Origin of the sequence: Streptomyces roseus, from assembly GCF_001044425.1 — a bacterium.
Classification (GTDB): domain Bacteria; phylum Actinomycetota; class Actinomycetes; order Streptomycetales; family Streptomycetaceae; genus Streptomyces; species Streptomyces roseus.
In genome coordinates this window covers 136,093-153,889 of record NZ_LFML01000029.1, presented here as the reverse complement: position 1 = coordinate 153,889, position 17,797 = coordinate 136,093, and the positions used below count along the sequence as shown (strand labels likewise).

Sequence of the window (17,797 nt, the reverse complement as noted above, 5' to 3'; positions counted from 1 at the left end):
CGCGGCGATCAGCCGCAGCCACGCCGGCAGGCCGCCCAGGAGGTAGTGCGACAGGGGACGGATGCGGCCGCGCCAGTGGCGGTCGAGGAACTCCGCCTTGTACGAGGCCATGTCCACCCCCACCGGGCAGTCGCTGCGGCACCCCTTGCAGGCCAGGCACAGGTCCAGCGCCTCGGCGACCTCCCGCGAGCGCCAGCCGTCCGTGAGGACCTCGCCCGCCAGCATCTCGTGGAGCAGCCGCGCCCGGCCGCGCGTGGAGTGCCGCTCCTCCCCCGTGACCCGGTACGAGGGGCACATCACGTGGGGACCGCCCGGCTCCGTCGACCGGCATTTCGCCACGCCCACGCAGCGGGCCACCTCCCCCGCGAACGGCGTCGCCGGCAGCACCGCGAAGCGCAGGTTCTCGTCCAGGCGGGCCGGGCGGACCAGGATCCCCGGGTTCATCCCGCCTGCCGGGTCCCACACGTCCTTGTACGCGCCGAAGAGCCGGACGACCTCCTCCCCGTACATCCGCGGCAGGAGCTCCGCCCGCGCCTGGCCGTCCCCGTGCTCCCCGGACAGCGAGCCTCCGTGGGAGACCACCAGGTCCGCCAGGTCGGTGGAGAAGGCGCGGAAGCCCGCGATCCCGGCCCGCGACGCCAGGTCGAAGTCGATCCGCACGTGCACGCAGCCCTCGCCGAAGTGCCCGTAGGGGGTCCCCCGCAGCCCGTGCCGCGCCAGCAGCGCGCGGAACTCCCGCAGGTACGCGCCGAGCCGGGCCGGCGGTACCGCGCAGTCCTCCCACCCCGGCCAGGCCATCCCCCCGTCGGGCATCCGCGTCGCCGTGCCCGCCGCGTCCTCGCGGATCCGCCACAGCGCCCGCTGCCCCGCCGCTTCCGTGACCACCACGGAGTCCACCGCGTCGGCGGCCCGTACGAGGGCCCGCGCCGCCCCCTCGTCCCGCATCTCCACGAACAGCCACCCGCCGCCCCGCGGCAGCCCGGAAGCCGCGCCGACCAGGTCGGCCGCCATGCCCTCCACCGTCAGCGGCCCGTACTCCAGCAGCCCGGCCGCCGCGTCGGCCGCCGCGCTCTCGTCCGCGTACCCGAGGACCGCGAGCGCCGGTGCGCGCGGCGCCTCCACCAGGCGTACGACCGCCTCCGTCACCACCCCGAGCGTGCCCTCGCTCCCGCAGAAGGCCCGGGCCGCCTGCACGCCCCGCTCGGGCAGCAGCGCGTCCAGGGCGCCGTATCCGGAGATGCGGCGCGAGAAACCTCCCGCCATGCCGGTACGCAGCACCGCCAGGTTGCCCGTCACCAGCTCCCGCAGGCCCTCCGGCGTTCCCGTCCAGCCCGTCCCGAGCCGGTGGCGGGCGCCGCCGTACGCCGTGACCGCCAGCTCCACCACGTTGTCGGCGGTGGTCCCCCAGGCCACCGAGTGGGCCCCGCACGCGTTGTTGCCGATCATCCCGCCCAGCGTGCAGCGGGAGTGCGTCGAGGGGTCCGGGCCGAAGGTCAGCCCGTACGGGCGCGCCGCCTCGCGCAGCCGGTCGAGCACCAGCCCCGGCTGGACCACGGCGGTCCGGGCGGCCGGGTCCAGCGACACCAGGGCGTCCATGTGCCGGGTCAGGTCCAGGACCACGCCGGTTCCCGTGGCCTGCCCGGCGATCGAGGTGCCGCCGCCGCGCGGGACGACCGGTACGCCCGCCTCCGCGCAGATCCGCAGCGCGGCGGCCACGTCCTCGGCGTCGCGCGGCGCGACGACCCCCACCGGGACCCGGCGGTAGTTCGAGGCGTCCATGGTCGCGAGGGCGCGGGCCGCGGCCCCGAAGTCCACCTCCCCGCGCAGGTTCTCCCGCAATGTCCGTTCGAGTTCCCCGGGTGACGTCACGGCCCCCACCCTGCCACCGGGTGGACTCGTCTCATCGGGTGGACGCGCCTCCAAGGGGTGGACCGGGACCCGATACGCTCCGCTCGTGGCCGAGATCCAGATTCCCGCTGACATCAAGCCCGCCGACGGACGCTTCGGCGCGGGCCCCTCCAAGGTGCGGACCGAGGCGCTGGACGCCCTGGCCGCCACCGGTACCTCCCTGCTCGGAACCTCCCACCGCCAGGCCCCGGTCAAGAACCTGGTCGGCTCGGTGCGGGACGGCATCCGGGACCTGTTCTCCCTCCCCGAGGGCTACGAGGTGATCCTGGGCAACGGCGGTTCCACCGCCTTCTGGGACATCGCGACCGCCGGGCTCATCGAGCGCAAGTCCCAGCACCTCACCTTCGGCGAGTTCTCGTCCAAGTTCGCCAAGGCCGCCAAGCTGGCGCCGTGGCTGGACGAGCCGACCGTCATCTCCTCCGAGCCGGGCACGCACCCCGAGCCGGTGGCCGAGGCGGGCGTCGACGTGTACGCGTACACGCACAACGAGACCTCGACGGGTGTGGCGGCGCCGGTCAAGCGCGTCGCGGGCGCCGACGCCGGTTCACTCGTCCTGGTGGATGCCACCTCCGGCGCCGGCGGTCTGCCCGTCGACATCACCGAGAGCGACGTGTACTACTTCGCCCCGCAGAAGTCCTTCGCCTCCGAAGGCGGCCTGTGGCTGGCGGCGTTCTCCCCGGCGGCCCTGGAGCGGGCGGCGCGCGTGCACGCCTCCGGCAGCCGGCACATCCCGGAGTTCTTCTCGCTGCCGACCGCGATCGACAACTCGCTGAAGAACCAGACGTACAACACCCCTGCCCTGTCCACCCTCTTCCTGCTGGACCAGCAGCTGAAGTGGATGAACGGCCAGGGTGGCCTGGAGTTCACGACCGGCCGTACGGCGGCCAGCGCACGCCACCTGTACGGGTGGGCGGAAGCCTCGAAGTACGCGAGCCCCTTCGTCGTGGACGCCGACAAGCGCTCCGCCGTCATCGGCACGATCGACTTCTCGGACGACATCGACGCCGCCGCCGTCGCCAAGGTGCTGCGCGCCAACGGCATCGTGGACACCGAGCCGTACCGCAAGCTCGGCCGCAACCAGCTCCGCATCGCGATGTTCCCGGCGATCGACCCGGCGGACGTGCAGGCGCTGACCGCGTGCGTCGACTACGTGATCGAACAGCTCTGATCACGGCCTTCCCGTCCTTCCTGCGGAGCCCCCGGCGACCTCGTGTCGCCGGGGGCTCCCGGCGTTCCGGGGCCCCTGCCTCCGGGACTTTCGTCCCAAAAATCGGGGCAAAGGGGCTGCAAAAGGTGCACCCTTGACGGGCGTGCGGCCTGCGGTTTCCCGCCGGGGGACCTTCGGCAGGGGCCCTCCCGCCCCCGCCCAGGACCTGCAACCAAAACACCCGGGATGTCCCTCATGTCTGGTGTGCCGGGAACGAACCCCGGCCCGTTCAGGAGGAATCCCATGCGCAAGACAGCCACCCTCGCCGCCGTAGCCCTCGTATCGGCGCTGGCCCTCGGCTCCGCCGTCCCCGCGTTCGCCGCCGACGCGAGCCCGTCCCCCGCGGCGAGCCACAGCCCGGGCACCGACGAAGGCTCCGCCTCCCTGCGCCTGTCGGTCTCCTCCGGCACGCCGGGCGACACCGTCGGGATCACCGTGAAGGCCCCCCAGGGCTCCACGGCCCTGTCGGTCTCCTCCAAGGCCCTGGAGGACGTACGGATCGGCCCGGCCGGCGACGGCACCTGGACCGGCACGGCGAAGATAGCCCGGGTCGGACACGGCGCCTACGGCGTGAGCCTGACCGGCACCGGCCCGGACGGCGCCAAGCTCCAGGCCGGCGACCGGCTCACCGTCAAGACCGACACCCCGCCGCCCGCCCCGGTCTCCTCCCTCAAGCTGTCGGCCGACCACGGCCGCCCCGGGGACAGGATCGGCGTCACGGTCAAGACGGCGGCCGACGTGAAGAGCGCGTACGTCAGCTCCGACGCGTTCGGCGGGAAGGTCGACCTGAAGAACGACGGACACGGCACCTGGACCGGGACCGCGGTCGTCGCCAAGGACGTCAAGACCGGCTACTACGGCGTCCACGCCTTCGCGGGCGGCAAGGAGTTCGACACCGTCAAGTTCTCCACCCAGGCGGGCGGGGGCGCCGCACGCGACGTCAAGCCCGTGACCCCGCTCAAGCCGAGCGAGCACAAGAAGCCCAAGGGCTCCGTCAACACCGGCCAGGCCCCGGCCGGCTCCCTCCCCGCAGCCCCGGCCGACCATGCCTGAGCAGCGTCCCACCCCCTCCCGCCGGGGCGGCCGCGCACGCCGCGCCGCCGCCCTGGCGGGGGCCGCGGCCCTCGGCGCCGTCCTCGCCACCGGCTGTTCCCAGGCGGCGGGCAGCCCGGCCGCCGGCGGTGCCGGCACCGCCGGGGCGGCCCCGGCGAACGCCACCGCGGCCTCCGCCCTGCCGCCCTCCGTCCCGGACCGGATCGAGATCCCGGACCTCAAGGTCGACGCACCGCTCGACACGGTCGGCCTCGACGCCCAAGGCGTCATGCAGGAGCCGGACTTCGCCAAACCCGACGACGCGGCCTGGTACAAGGACGGCCCCACCCCGGGAGAGCCGGGAGCCGCGGCCATCGTCGGCCACATGGACACCCCCCGGGCGCCGAAGGCCGTCTTCTTCAACCTCAAGACCCTGAAGAGGGACGAGAAGATCGAGGTCCACCGGGTCGACGGCACCACCGCCGTCTTCGCGGTCGACGAAGTCGGCACGTACAAGAAGGACGCCTTCCCCACCGACAAGGTGTACGGGGACACCCACGGCTCGGCCGCCTTGCGCCTGATCACCTGCGGCGGCAACCTCACCGCCGACCGCCACTGGGACTCCAACGTCGTCGTGTACGCCCACCTCACCGGCCGGGCCTGACCCGGGACCCGCCCCGGTCCCGGCCGGGCCCGGCCGCCCCGAGGATCGGGACCCGCACGCGATACCTTCAGGGCCTCGGCATTCGGTGAATGCAGGACGGCATGGAGGCAACGGCGTGAGCGTGCGAGTGACGGCGGCCCAAGGCGGCACGGACCCCTTCGGTACGGCCCGGCTGCGGCGCGGGGTGCTCGACGCGTGGGGCGCGGGCCCGGCCCGCTTCCGCGAGGACGCGAACGCCGAGGAGGACCTGGCCCTCGGCGGCTACCGCGACCGGCTCGTCGTCGAGCTGGCACAGAACGCCGCCGACGCCGCGGCCCGGGCCGGGGTGCCCGGCCGGCTGCGGCTCACCCTGCACCCCGGCGAGGCCGGGCACGCGGTGCTGGCCGTCGCCAACACAGGCGCCCCGCTGGACGCGACGGGCGTGGAGTCGCTGAGCACCCTGCGGGCCTCGGCGAAGCGCGAGCCGGCGGGGACGGCCGGCCCGACGACGGGGACCGCCGGATCGGCCGGAACAGCCGGCCCGACCGGATCGGCCGACACCGTGGGCCGCTTCGGCGTCGGCTTCGCGGCCGTCCTCGCGGTGTCCGACGAGCCCGCCGTGCTCGGCCGCCACGGCGGCGTCCGCTGGTCCCTCGCCGAGGCCCGCGAGCTGGCCCGCGACGCCTCCAACGGCAGCCCCGGCCTCGGCGACGAACTGCGCCGCCGCGACGGGCACGTCCCGCTGCTGCGGCTGCCGCTGCCCGCCGAGGGAACCGCCCCCGACGGCTACGACACCGTGGTCGTCCTCCCGCTGCGCGACGCCGCCGCCGCGGACCTGGTGCAGCGGCTGCTGGCCGGCATCGACGACGCGCTCCTGCTGACCCTGCCCGGGCTGGCGGAGATCGTCGTGGAGACCCCGGAGGCGGGCATCCGCACGCTCCGCCGCCGCGATGAGGGCCCGTACACGGTCGTCGAGGACTCGGCAGCAGGCCCCGGCGGCGAGACCCGCCGCTGGCGCACCGTCCGCCACAGCGGCCCCATCGAGCGGGCCCTGCTCGCCGACCGCCCGGTCGAGGAGCGGCTGCGGCCCGTCTGGACGGTGTCCTGGGCCGTGCCCGTCGACACCGAGGGCGCTCCCGTACGCCCCGCCACCGCGCCCGTGGTCCACGCACCGACCCCGACCGACGAGCCGCTGGGCATCCCGGCGCTGCTCATCGCGACCCTGCCGCTGGACACCGCCCGCCGGCACCCCGCGCCGGGTCCGCTGACCGACTTCCTGGTGGAGCGGGCGGCCGACGCCTACGCCGAACTGCTCGGCTCCTGGGACCCGGTGAGCACCGCGCTGGTGGACCTCGTACCCGGGCCGCTCGGCCAGGGCCCGCTGGACGGGGCGCTGCGCGCCGCCGTACTGGAGCGGCTGCCGCGCACGGCGTTCCTCGCCCCGGCGGCCCCGGCCGAGCACGCCGAGCACGCCGAGGAGCGGGCCGCCCTGCGCCCCTTCGAGGCCGAGGTGGTGGAGGGCGCGGGCGCCGAGACCGTACGGGTCCTGTCCGAGGTGCTGCCGACGCTGCTGCCCGCCGGACTGGAGCGCCGGCCCGAGCTGCGCACGCTGGGCGTGGGCCGGCTGCCGCTGGGCGACGCCATCGAGCGGATCGCGGGCATCGAGCGCGGCCCCGAGTGGTGGCACCGGCTGTACGACACCCTGGCCGGGGTGGACCCGGACCGGCTCTCGGGCCTGCCGGTGCCGCTGGCCGACGGGCGGACCACGATCGGCCCGCGGCACGTACTGCTGCCCGACTCGGACACCCCCGAGGACCTGGCCCGGATGGGCCTGAAGGTGGCCCACCCGGACGCGGCGCACCCGCTGCTGGAGCGCCTCGGCGCCCTCCCGGCCACGCCGCGCGCGGTCCTGACGACCCCGCAGGTGCGGGCGGCGGTGGCCGCCTCCCTGGACGCCGGGGAGATCTGGGACGAGGACGCCCTCGACGCCGACGAGCTGGCCGAGTTGGTCCTGCGCCTGGTCCGCGACGCCGACCTGGCGCCGGGCGACGAGCCGTGGCTGGGCGCGCTGGCCCTGCCGGACGAGGACGGGGAGCTCACCCCCGCGGGCGAGCTGCTGCTGCCGGGGTCCCCGCTGGCCTCGGTGATCCGCGAGGACGAAGTCCCGTACGTGGAAGGCGAGCTGGCCGAGCGGTGGGGCGCGCAGCCGCTGACCGCCTGCGGGGTGCTGGCCACGTTCCAGCTGGTGCGCGCCGCCGACGTCGTCCTCGACCCGGACGAACTGGAGCCCCGCGACGGGGACTTCGCCGAGCCGGACGACGCGGGGCTGCTGGACGCGGTGGACGTGTGGTGCGAGGACGTGCTGGACCAGCTCCCCGAGACCCCGCTGCCGCCCGTGGCCACCGAACTCGTCGCGGTCCGCGACCTCGACCTCGTCGACGACGACTGCTGGCCGCAGGCCCTGGCCATGCTCGCCCGGCCGCCGCTGCGCGACGCGCTGACCCAGCCCGTACGGGTGCTGCTGCCGGACGGCACCACGCAGTCGGTGCGCCCGTACACCGCCTGGTGGCTGCGCGACCACCCGGTGCTCGACGGCCGCCGCCCGGCGGGGCTGCGCGCGGCGGGCGGCGACCCGTTGCTGGCGGGCCTGTACACCCCGGCGGACGCGACGGGCTTCGAGGACGAGCAGGTGCTGCGGGCGCTCGGCGTCCGCACGACCGTGCCGGCCCTGCTGGCCGAACCCGGCGGAGCCGCCGAGCTCCTGGGCCGGCTCGCCGACCCGGACCGCGAGGTGTCGGACCGGCAACTGCACGCCCTGTACGGGGCCCTGGCCGATCTGGACCCCGAACAGGTGACGCTCCCGGACGAGCTGCGCGCGGTGGTGGACGGCGAGGTCGTCGTGGTCGACGCGGCGGACGCGCTGATCGCGGACGCCCCGGACCTGCTGCCGCTGACGGCGGGGCTGCCGCTGCTGCCGGTGGCCCCGGCCCGCGCGGCCGACCTGGCGGAGCTGCTCCAGGTCCGCCGGGTCTCGCAGACGGTCCCCGCGGAGGTCACGACGCCGGGCGAGGAGCACGAGGTCCCCGAGTCCGTACGGATCCTGCTGGGCCCCTCCACCCCGGCGACCTACCTGGAGCACGAGGAGCTGATCGCGGGCGGCGTGGAACTCGACTGGCGCCGCACCCCGGACGGCACCCTGCACGCCTCCACCCTGGAGGGCGTGGCGGCGGGCCTGGCCTGGTCGGCCGCCCAGTGGCCCCGCCGCTTCGAGGTGGCCGCCCTCCTGGAGGACCCCTCCCGCACCCCCGAACTGGCCCGCGACCGCTGGTTCGACTGACCGTCAGAGGCCCGGGGCGAAGCCCGTCACCGTGCGAGAGGTACCCGTGGTGCCCCTGCCGGCGAAGACCGTGACCTTACCGGAGGCGTCGGCGGACCACAGGTCCGGCAGACCATCGCCGGTGAGGTCACCGTCGGAGCCGATGCGGGGGTGCTGCGCGGCACCGAAGGTGCCCAGCGACGGACCGGCGGCCGGGTCGGCGAAAGCGGAGAAGTCCGGGGCGTCCGCCGTGCCCGCGACCGAGAAGGCGCGGACGGAGCCGTCCGCCCGGGAACGGGCCCAGAGCGTCGGGAAGTCGGTGCCCTGCGCGGCGCCGGGGGTGAGCAGGTCGTAGCCCGCCCAGCGCTCGTCGTCGGACAGGAGCGTGGCCGACCTCAGGCCGAAGCCGCCCCGCGTGGCCAGCCAGAGGCGACCGGTCTCGACGAACAGCACGGAGGTGTTCGGCAGGACCCCGTCGACGGCGCTGTCGCCCCGCGGCGAACCGTACGCGGCGATCCCGGTGACCGCCGACCAGTCGGCGCCCAGTCCGTGGTCCGCGCACGAGATGCCCTCGCCGGCCGCGTTCAGGCAGAGCGTGGGCTTGCGGAGGAGGACCGGTCCCTGCCCGGTGAACCGGCCCGCGCCGTCGTTGCGGAAGAGGTAGAGCGTCCCGCCGCCGGGCGCGTGGGCCAGGAGGTCGTCCACCCCCGCCCCGCTGAACGTGCCGCGGTGGGTGTACTGGATCTCCGCCCAACTGCCGCTGCCGCCGGGGGCGGCGTTCGCGCGGGCATGGGTGATCAACCGCGGGTCGGAGCCCGGGATGCGCAGATTGCCCTCTGCGTCCGGGACCAGGACGTCCGGCTTGCCGTCGGCGTCGATGTCACCGAAGGCGGCCGGGGCGGTGCTCGTCTGGGCGTAGTACGAGAGGACCGCGTCCTGGGAGACGTTGCCCGCGTTGTCCATCGTCTGGAGGTAGACCGACTGGCTGCCCCAGGTCGCGGGCTTGACCTTGATGTCGGTCGCACCGTCCGTGAGGCGGACGACATGGGCGTCCCTCGACTCGTCCGAGCAGCGCCAGCCGACGCTCGGCGTGGGGTCGGTGCGCCAGCGGGCACAGGCGATACCCGAGCCGGCGTCGGTGTCGGTCCCCTTCAGGGTGAAGGTCGCCTCCTCGCCGGCCCTCTTGGGGCTCGCGTCCGTGGTGACCTCTGCGGTCGGCGGGGTGTGGTCCACCCGGAAGTAGCACCAGGCCGTGTAGGGGCTGGTCAGCTTGCCGTCGGTGGCGCGTGCCCGCCAGGCGTACTGGCCGCCGTCCGCGAACCGGTCTCGGCCGAAGGTCGTGGCGGCCTCGGGCCACGTGGTCCGTATCGACGCCTGGTCGGTGCGCTTGCCCCCGTACGCGGTGTCCCAGAGCTGGAACGTCGTCTGGAGCGGCGCACCCGTCGGCGAGGAGGCCGTGGCGCGGAAGGTGAGGTCTCCCCCCAGGCCGATCCAGCCGGCGCCCGACCCGGAGTACGGGTCGGTGTCGCAGTCGGAGGAGCGGTCTTCCCCGGCGAAGCCGGGGGTGGGGCTGGTCCGGGTCGCGGTGACCGTGGGCGCCGCCGGGTCCGCCGCCGCGGCCGCCGGCGCCGCGACCGACAGGCCGAGTGCCAGCGCGACGGCCGCTGTGGACAGGGCACGAGCAGATTTCATGTGAAGCGTTCCCCCCTGGGTTCCGGGCTGTTGACCGGACGTAATGTTCCAGAAGGATCATCAGCTCGCACACGCATTTCAACCCGGGCGGGCGTCGCCCGAACGCGGTGGGCGCCGGGAGGCCGGGGCGGGGTCGGTCGGCCCCCTACGCCGGGAACCTGTGGTTGACCCAGCGGAAGGTGACCTCGATCAGGGCCGCGGCCGCCGCGGCGATGCCCACCGCGGTCCAGGGGAGCTGCGTGCCCACCAGCTTCAGTTCGAAGAACGTCTGGAGCCAGGGCACCACCAGGACGATCAGGAAGGCCGCGCCCATCGCGCCGACCAGCGCCACCCGCCACCACGTGTAGGGGCGGGCGATGATGACCAGGACCCACATCGAGGTCAGGAAGAGGGTCAGCGTCGCCGCGCTCGTCTCCGCCGGGAGGGCGTCGGGCCCCGTGTAGTGGTGGCGGGCGACCAGGTACGTCACGAACGTGGCCACCGCCGCGATCACACCGCCCGGGATCGCGTACCGCATCACCCGTTTCACGAAGTGCGGCTTCGCGCGCTCCTTGTTCGGCGCGAGGGCCAGGAAGAACGCCGGGATGCCGATCGTGAGCGTGGACAGCAGCGTCAGGTGCCGGGGCAGGAACGGGTACTCGACCTGGAAGCAGACCACCAGGATCGCCAGGAGCACCGAGTAGACGGTCTTCGTGAGGAAGAGGGTGGCGACCCGGGTGATGTTGCCGATGACCCGGCGGCCCTCGGCGACCACCGAGGGGAGGGTGGAGAAGCTGTTGTTCAGGAGGACGATCTGGGCGACCGCGCGGGTGGCCTCGGAGCCGGAGCCCATGCTCACGCCGATGTCGGCGTCCTTGAGGGCCAGTACGTCGTTGACGCCGTCGCCGGTCATGGCGACCGTGTGGCCCCTGGACTGCAGCGCTGCGACCATGTCGCGCTTCTGCTGCGGGGTGACCCGCCCGAAGACGGCGTTCTCGTCCAGGACCTCGGCCATGCCGGCCTGCTCGGCGGGCATCTTGCGCGCGTCGACGGTGTTCTCGGCGCCCGGCAGGCCCAGCTTGCCGGCCACCGCGCCGACCGAGACGGCGTTGTCGCCGGAGATGACCTTCGCGTGGACCTTCTGGTCCTCGAAGTAGCGCAGGGTGTCGGCCGCGTCGGGGCGCAGCCGCTGTTCCAGGACGATCAGGGCGGTCGGCTTGGCGCCGGCCCCGACGTCCGGGTCGTCGAGTTCGCGCGCGGCCCGGGCGAGCAGCAGGACGCGCAGGCCCTGCTCGTTGAGGCCGTTGATCTCGTCGAGGGCCGGATCGCCGGCCGGCAGGAGCACGTCGGGGGCGCCGAGCAGCCAGGTGCTGTTCTCGCCGTCGCCCTCGCTGAAGCTGGCGCCGCTGTACTTGCGGGCGGAGGAGAAGGGCAGGGACTCGGTGCAGCGCCATTCGGCGCTGTCCGGGTAGGCGTCGACGATCGCCTGGAGGCTGGCGTTGGGGCGCGGGTCGGATTCGCCGAGCGCGCCGAGCACCTTCCGGACGTACGAGGGATCCGCGCCGCCGAGCGGGCGGAGCTCGGTGACGTCCATGCCGCCCTCGGTGAGGGTTCCGGTCTTGTCGAGGCAGACCACGTCCACGCGGGCGAGTCCCTCGATGGCCGGCAGTTCCTGGACCAGGCACTGCTTGCGGCCGAGCCGGATGACGCCGATCGCGAAGGCGACGGAGGTCAGCAGGACCAGGCCCTCGGGGATCATCGGGACGATGCCGCCGACGGTGCGGGCGATGGCGTCCTTGAGGTTGTCGTCCTTGACGACGAGCTGGCTGATGATCAGCCCGATCGAGGTCGGGATCATCATCCAGGTGACGTACTTGAGGATGGTGGAGATGCCGGTGCGCAGCTCGGAGTGGACGAGCGTGAAGCGGGTGGCCTCTTCGGCCAACTGGGCGGCGTAGGCCTCGCGGCCGACCTTCGTGGCGGTGAACGCGCCGCCGCCAGCGACGACGAAGGACCCGGACATGACGGGATCGCCCGGCTTCTTCAGGACGGGGTCGGCCTCGCCGGTGAGCAGGGACTCGTCGATCTCCAGGCCCTCGGCCTCGCCGACCGTGCCGTCGACGACGACCTTGTCGCCGGGTCCGAGCTCGATGACGTCGTCGAGGACGATCTCGGAGGTGGAGATCTCGGCGGTCCGGCCGTCGCGGCGCACGCTGGGTTTGGCCTCGCCGATGACGGCGAGGCCGTCCAGGGTCTTCTTGGCGCGCATCTCCTGGATGATGCCGATGCCGGTGTTCGCGATGATCACGTAGCCGAACAGGCTGTCCTGGAGCGGCGCGACGATGAGCATGATCACCCAGAGCACGCCGATGATGGCGTTGAACCGGGTGAAGACGTTGGCGCGGACGATGTCGGCGGTGGAGCGGCTGCTGCGGACGGGCACGTCGTTGACGGCACCGCGGGCGACGCGCTCGGCGACTTCGGCGGTGGTCAGCCCGCCGGGCTTGAACCGGGGCGCGGGCGGCCGGACCGGGTGCACCGGATCGAGCTCGGCGCCCGCGTCGATGGCGGCGCCGCCGGGCCCGCCACCGCCGCCGCTGCCCGGCTCGGAACCGCCTGGTTCGATCTCTGCCCGCTGCGTCATGCAATCGACGGTAAAGGGGGTTTTACCGCTTCACCCGCCGAGAAGTCCGAAGATCCGGCTTCGGGATGACCCGAATCCTCCCCTGGTCCCCCGGGGCCCGGCCGGTGCATCCACCGCTCCCCCGGAGCCGACACCGTCCTCAGCCGACGCCGCCCTCAGCCGGCGGCGCCGTCCCCGTCCCGTGCGGTCTGCGCGCCCTGCCCGGCCTGCTCCGCCGCGTGGCGCTTGAGCGCGGCGTCGCGGCCGCGGACGTACCAGAGGCCGATCAGGCCGAGGAACCCGCCGGCCGCGCAGCACCAGACCCACCACAGCAGGTCCCGGTCGGCGAACCAGCCGTAGAACGGGAGCTGGACGACGAACATGGCGAACCAGAGGATCGTGCCGCCGGTGACGGTCGCGACGATCGGGCCCTCAAGGGGCGCGGGCGCCTCGTGCTTCGCAATCCATTTCGCCATGCCCCCAAGTCTAGGTGCGCCGAAACCGGGTCTACGCGCGGAGATGGACGGGCTTTCGTTCATGTGTTCATACTGAAACGGTGTGGGCTTGGCCCATTTTCTTCGTATGAATCACCCAATGCCCCCGCGATGAAGACACCAGAGGACCGCATGAGCACGTCGGCCCCCGCGCCCGCGCCCACCCGGCCGGACCCCGCCTCCGGCGGCACCTCCGCCCTGGACCGCCACTTCAAGATCTCCGAGCGCGGCTCCACCGTCGCCCGGGAGATCCGCGGCGGGTTCGCCACCTTTTTCGCGATGGCCTACATCATCGTGCTGAACCCGATCATCCTGGGCAGCGCGAAGGACATGTACGGGCACCAGCTCGACAGCGGCCAGCTCGTGACGGCCACCGTCCTGACGGCGGCCTTCACCACGCTCCTCATGGGCGTCATCGGCAACGTCCCGATCGCGCTCGCCGCCGGCCTCGGCGTGAACACCGTCGTCGCGCTCCAGCTCGCCCCGCGCATGAGCTGGCCCGACGCCATGGGCATGGTGGTCCTCGCCGGCTTCGTCGTGATGCTGCTCGTCGCGACCGGCCTGCGCGAGCGGGTCATGAACGCCGTCCCGCTCGGCCTGCGCAAGGGCATCGCGATCGGCATCGGCCTCTTCATCATGCTGATCGGCCTGGTCGACTCCGGCTTCGTCACCCGCATCCCGGACGCCGCGCACACCACGGTGCCGCTCACCCTCGGCACCGGCGGCCACCTGCTCGGCTGGCCGGTCCTGATCTTCATCGTCGGCGTCCTGCTGACCCTGGCGCTGCTGATCCGCAAGACGCCCGGCGCGATCCTGATCTCCATCGTGGCCATGACCGTCGTCGCCGTCGCCGTCCAGCTGATCGTCGGACTGCCCGACTCGGGCTGGGGCCTGACCGTCCCCGAGTGGCCGGGCAACCCGGTGGCCGCCCCCGACTTCGGGCTCGTCGGCCAGGTCAGCCTGTTCGGCGGATTCGGCAAGGTCGGCGTGCTGACCGGCATCCTGTTCGTCTTCACCGTGCTGCTGTCCTGCTTCTTCGACGCGATGGGCACGATCCTCGGCGTCGGCGACGAGGCCAAGCTGATCGACAAGGACGGCAACTTCCCCGGCATCAACAAGGTGCTGCTCATCGACGGCCTGGCCGTCGCCTCCGGCGGCGCCACCTCGTCCTCGGCCACCACCTGCTTCGTGGAGTCCACGGCCGGCGTCGGCGAGGGCGCCCGCACGGGCCTCGCGAACGTCGTGACCGGCGGCCTGTTCGCCGTGGCGCTGTTCCTGACCCCGCTCGCCACCATGGTCCCGTCCCAGGCGGCCACCCCCGCCCTGGTGGCGGTCGGCTTCCTGATCCTGGCGGGCTCGGTCAGGGACATCGACTGGAGCGACTTCACCATCGCCGTCCCGGCCTTCCTGGCCATGGTGATGATGCCGTTCACGTACTCGATCACCAACGGCATCGGCTTCGGCTTCATCGCCTTCTGCGTGCTGCGGCTGGCGACCGGCCGGGGACGCGAGGTCCCGGCGGCGCTGTACGTCGTATCGGCGGTGTTCGTCTTCTACTACGCGATGCCGGCCCTCGGCCTCACGTAGGCGCCCCAACGGCTCACGTGAGCCCGTAGAACGGCTCACGTGAGCCCGTAGAACTTCTCCGTCTCGTCGACTGCGGCCTTGAAGCGCTCGTCGAAGTCATCGCGAATGAGCGTCCGGACGACATAGTCCTGGACGCTCATTCCGCGTTTGGCCGCATGAGTCCGGAGGCGTTCGAGCAGCTCCCCGTCTATGCGCATGCTCAGCACGTGTGTCCCCATGCCGAAAGAGTCGTGGCACAGGACGTGGACGCGTGTCACTTTCCGCCGCCGACTCACCCGTACGAGTGACACGCTTCACCTGCGTTCTTTAGAGAGAGTAATGAGGTAGTCTAAAGAGATGCTCGACCTTACCCATGGCGACGACGCTGCCGCCGTGAACGACCTCCGCTCCGCCGTCATGCGGCTGGGCCGGCGCCTCAAGCACCAGCGCGTCGACGAATCGCTCAGCCCGACCGAGATGTCGGTGCTCGGCACCCTCGCCCGGTGCGGCCAGGCCACCCCCGGTGAGCTGGCCCGGCGCGAGCACGTCCAGCCCCCGTCGATGACCCGCATCGTGGCGCTGCTGGAGGCCAAGGGACTGGTCAGGCTGCAGCCGCACCCGGACGACCGCCGCCAGAAGGTGGTCACCCAGACGGAGGAAGCCGAAGCGATGCTCGAGGAGAGCCGTCGCAAGCGGAACGCCTTCCTGGCCGGGCTCGCGGCCGAGCTCACCGAGGACGAATGGGCCAAGCTCCGCGAGGCCGCTCCCGTCCTGGAGAAGCTCGCGCACTTGTAACGGACGACGCCAGGAGGCGAACGCTTTTGAGTACGGGAACCGGAGCAGACTCCGCACCCGGCCATACATCCACCACTACCACCGGGCACCCGGCGGGCTCCGCGCACGCCACGGGCCCGACACGCTCCACGAGCCCCACCGGCTCGACACGCTCCACGGGCTCCACGGGCTCCACGGGCTCCACGGGCAAGAACAACTCGATGTTCAGCTCGCTGAAGATCCGGAACTACCGGCTCTTCGCCACGGGACAGGCCGTCTCCAACACCGGCACCTGGATGCAGCGCATCGCCCAGGACTGGCTGGTCCTGTCCCTGACCGGCTCCGCCTCCGCGGTCGGCATCACGATCGCGCTGCAGTTCCTGCCGATGATGCTGCTGGGCCTCTACGGAGGCGTACTCGCGGACCGGCTGCCCAAGCGGCCGCTGCTGATCGCCACCCAGACCCTGATGGGCCTGACCGGCGTCGCGCTCGCCGCGCTCACCCTCGCCGGACACGTCCAGGTCTGGCACGTGTACCTCGCGGCCTTCCTGCTCGGCCTCGTCAGCGTCGTGGACAACCCGGCGCGGCAGACCTTCGTGCCCGAGATGGTCGGCAAGGAGCAGCTCGCCAACGCCGTCAGCCTGAACTCGGCGAACTTCCAGTCCGCGCGGCTGGTCGGCCCGGCGATCGCCGGTGTGCTGATCACCGCGGTCGGCGTCGGCTGGGCCTTCCTGCTGAACGGGCTGTCCTTCGCCGCGCCGGTCGCCGGCCTGCTGCTGATGAGCACGCGCGAACTGCGCCCGGCCGAGACGCAGCCACGCGCCAAGGGCCAGCTGCGGGAGGGCCTGCGGTACGTCGCCGGCCGGCCCGAGCTGATCTGGCCGATCGTGCTGGTCGGCTTCATCGGCACGTTCGGGTTCAACTTCCCGATCTGGCTGTCGGCTTTCGTCAGCGACGTGTTCCACGGGGACGCGGGCACCTACGGGCTCTTCAACACTCTGATCGCGGCCGGCTCCCTGGCGGGCGCGCTGCTCGCGGCCCGGCGCGGGCACTCGCGGCTGCGGCTGCTGGTCGCGGCGGCGGTGCTGTTCTCGGCACTGGAGGTCGTGACGGCCTTCGCGCCCGGGTTCTGGCTGTTCGCGGCGCTGCTCGTGCCGATCGGGATGTTCGGACTGACGGTCAACGTCACCGCGAACGCGAGCGTCCAGATGGCCTGCGACCCCGAGATGCGGGGCCGGGTGATGGCGCTGTACATGATGGTGTTCACCGGCGGCACCCCGATCGGCGCCCCGGTGGTCGGCTGGGTGACGGACACGTACGGGGCCCGGATCGGCATGGCCGCGGGCGGCCTCGTCTCCCTGGCCGCGGCCGCGGCCATCGCGGTGATCCTGTCCCGGGTCGGCAACCTCCGCCTGAGCGTGAGCCGCCGCGGGGTCACGTTCGTCCCCTCGCCCCGCCCCCGCGAGCTGGTGACGGCGGCCTGAGGCCCCGTCGTCAGCCGCGCGGCCCCCGGCGCAACAGCCGCTTGACGCCGAAGACCAGGGCCGCGCCCACGGCCAGGACGGCCGCGCCCTTGGTGAAGCCGCCCCCGCCCTGATCCCCCGCGGGGCCGGGGGCGCCGGGAGCCGGGCTCGCGCCCGGCTTCCCGGGCGCGGGGGACGCCGGGCCGCCGGCCGCGGGCTTCACCGGGACCGCCACCACCCGGCTCGACTCCCCCTCCGATCCGAACAGCAGCGTCGACCCGTCCGCCGAGTACGTCACCGACTCCGCCTGCCCCTGCCACGGCGCCTCCACCCGCTCCCCCTCGCCCTCCGGCTTCCCGTCCTTCCACGGGTAGGTCCTCGCGAAGAAGTAGCCGCGCAGCGTGAGCCGGCCGCCGTCCGGGGAGAAGGCCCCGTCCGTCACCCACGGCAGGTCCGCGACCCGCCGGAACACGTTCGTCCCCGAAGCCGACAACTGCTCGGGCCCCTCGTACAGGCCGCCCTTGTCCTCGCTCTTGCTCGCGATGTACACCCGGCCCGTCACCGGATGCACCATCAGCGCCTCCGCGTTGCGCGCCCCGTCCGCGTACTTCACCGTGAACTGCTCGGCCTTGACCGTGACGTCGGCCAGCCGCTTCGGTTCCGGGAAGCGGTAGATCCAGACGTGGTCCCAGGTCCCGTTCAGGTTGTCCCCGATGTCGCCGACGTACAGCTGCCCGTCCGGGCCGAGCGAGATCGCCTCGACGTCGCGCGGGGCCCCGATCCCGGTCATCGTCACCCGCGCCACGGTCTTCCCGGTCGCCGAGTCCACCGCGTACACGTACGGGCCGTCGTCGCTGTCGTTGTGCGTCCAGTACACGCCCGGGTGGATCCGGCTCGCCGCCAGCCCGCTCGACTCCTTGATCCGCGGATCGGTGATGGTGAACCCGGAGGCGCCGGGGGATCCGGAGGCGGGAGCCGCTCCCGAGGCCTGGACGGCGGCCGCGGCCGAACCCGGCAGCACGGCAAGGGCAATGACGGCGGTCAACGGCAGCAGGCGCATGCCCCAAGCCTGCCAGGGTGCCGCGCGTGTCCGGCATCAC

The 17,797-nt window shown here is 73.2% G+C and carries 13 protein-coding genes; 7 read left to right on the top strand and 6 right to left on the bottom strand.

The window, feature by feature from the left end; all coding sequences use genetic code 11:
- On the bottom strand, positions 1 to 1,869 hold a 1,869-nt coding region (locus ACS04_RS07925; RefSeq protein WP_048475825.1), incomplete at its 3' end, for an FAD-binding and (Fe-S)-binding domain-containing protein.
- A gap of 85 nt (positions 1,870 to 1,954) precedes the next feature.
- Between ACS04_RS07925 and serC the strand changes: the two genes are divergently transcribed.
- The 4 genes from serC to ACS04_RS07905 all read left to right on the top strand — a co-directional run bounded on the left by serC (position 1,955) and on the right by ACS04_RS07905 (position 8,127).
- Positions 1,955 to 3,076 (top strand): phosphoserine transaminase, encoded by a 1,122-nt coding sequence (gene serC, locus ACS04_RS07920; protein WP_048475807.1) that lies wholly within the window; start codon positions 1,955 to 1,957, stop codon positions 3,074 to 3,076.
- Positions 3,077 to 3,358: 282 nt separating this feature from the next.
- A complete protein-coding gene (locus tag ACS04_RS07915; RefSeq protein ID WP_048475806.1) occupies positions 3,359 to 4,168 on the top strand; it encodes a hypothetical protein in 810 nt (269 codons plus the stop codon).
- Positions 4,161 to 4,811: a class F sortase gene (locus tag ACS04_RS07910; protein ID WP_048475805.1), complete on the top strand. Its 651-nt coding sequence runs from the start codon at positions 4,161 to 4,163 to the stop codon at positions 4,809 to 4,811. The genes ACS04_RS07915 and ACS04_RS07910 overlap by 8 nt, the downstream gene beginning before the upstream one ends.
- Before the next feature lie 115 nt (positions 4,812 to 4,926).
- Entirely contained in the window at positions 4,927 to 8,127 is a 3,201-nt protein-coding gene (locus tag ACS04_RS07905; RefSeq protein ID WP_048475804.1) for a hypothetical protein, read from the top strand.
- 3 nt (positions 8,128 to 8,130) lie between these two features.
- On the opposite strand, the gene ACS04_RS07900 is transcribed toward ACS04_RS07905, so the two are convergent.
- The 3 genes from ACS04_RS07900 to ACS04_RS07890 form a co-directional block, all read right to left on the bottom strand.
- Entirely contained in the window at positions 8,131 to 9,798 is a 1,668-nt protein-coding gene (locus ACS04_RS07900; protein WP_048475803.1) for an FG-GAP repeat domain-containing protein, read from the bottom strand.
- A gap of 145 nt (positions 9,799 to 9,943) precedes the next feature.
- Positions 9,944 to 12,421, bottom strand: a complete 2,478-nt coding sequence (locus tag ACS04_RS07895; protein WP_048475802.1) for an HAD-IC family P-type ATPase — start codon at positions 12,419 to 12,421, stop codon at positions 9,944 to 9,946.
- Positions 12,422 to 12,576: 155 nt separating this feature from the next.
- Complete coding sequence (locus tag ACS04_RS07890) at positions 12,577 to 12,876, bottom strand: hypothetical protein (protein WP_048475801.1); 300 nt, start codon at positions 12,874 to 12,876, stop codon at positions 12,577 to 12,579.
- A 150-nt stretch (positions 12,877 to 13,026) separates the two neighbouring features.
- Here ACS04_RS07890 and ACS04_RS07885 point away from each other — a divergent pair, with 150 nt between their 5' ends.
- Entirely contained in the window at positions 13,027 to 14,481 is a 1,455-nt protein-coding gene (locus ACS04_RS07885) for an NCS2 family permease (RefSeq protein ID WP_048475800.1), read from the top strand.
- Positions 14,482 to 14,516: 35 nt separating this feature from the next.
- Here the strand turns inward: ACS04_RS07885 and ACS04_RS07880 are convergent, their stop codons facing one another.
- A complete protein-coding gene (locus tag ACS04_RS07880) occupies positions 14,517 to 14,699 on the bottom strand; it encodes a hypothetical protein (protein ID WP_031146958.1) in 183 nt (60 codons plus the stop codon).
- 118 nt (positions 14,700 to 14,817) lie between these two features.
- Here ACS04_RS07880 and ACS04_RS07875 point away from each other — a divergent pair, with 118 nt between their 5' ends.
- Both ACS04_RS07875 and ACS04_RS07870 read left to right on the top strand, forming a co-directional pair.
- Positions 14,818 to 15,255, top strand: a complete 438-nt coding sequence (locus tag ACS04_RS07875) for a MarR family winged helix-turn-helix transcriptional regulator (protein ID WP_030156888.1) — start codon at positions 14,818 to 14,820, stop codon at positions 15,253 to 15,255.
- A 26-nt stretch (positions 15,256 to 15,281) separates the two neighbouring features.
- Positions 15,282 to 16,718: an MFS transporter gene (locus ACS04_RS07870; protein ID WP_342449399.1), complete on the top strand. Its 1,437-nt coding sequence runs from the start codon at positions 15,282 to 15,284 to the stop codon at positions 16,716 to 16,718.
- A gap of 10 nt (positions 16,719 to 16,728) precedes the next feature.
- Here ACS04_RS07870 and ACS04_RS07865 read toward each other — a convergent pair whose 3' ends face one another.
- Positions 16,729 to 17,757 carry an SdiA-regulated/phytase-like domain-containing protein gene (locus ACS04_RS07865; protein WP_048475798.1) on the bottom strand — a complete coding sequence of 343 codons (1,029 nt, stop codon included), beginning with the start codon at positions 17,755 to 17,757 and terminating at the stop codon, positions 16,729 to 16,731.
- Positions 17,758 to 17,797: the final 40 nt, after the last annotated feature.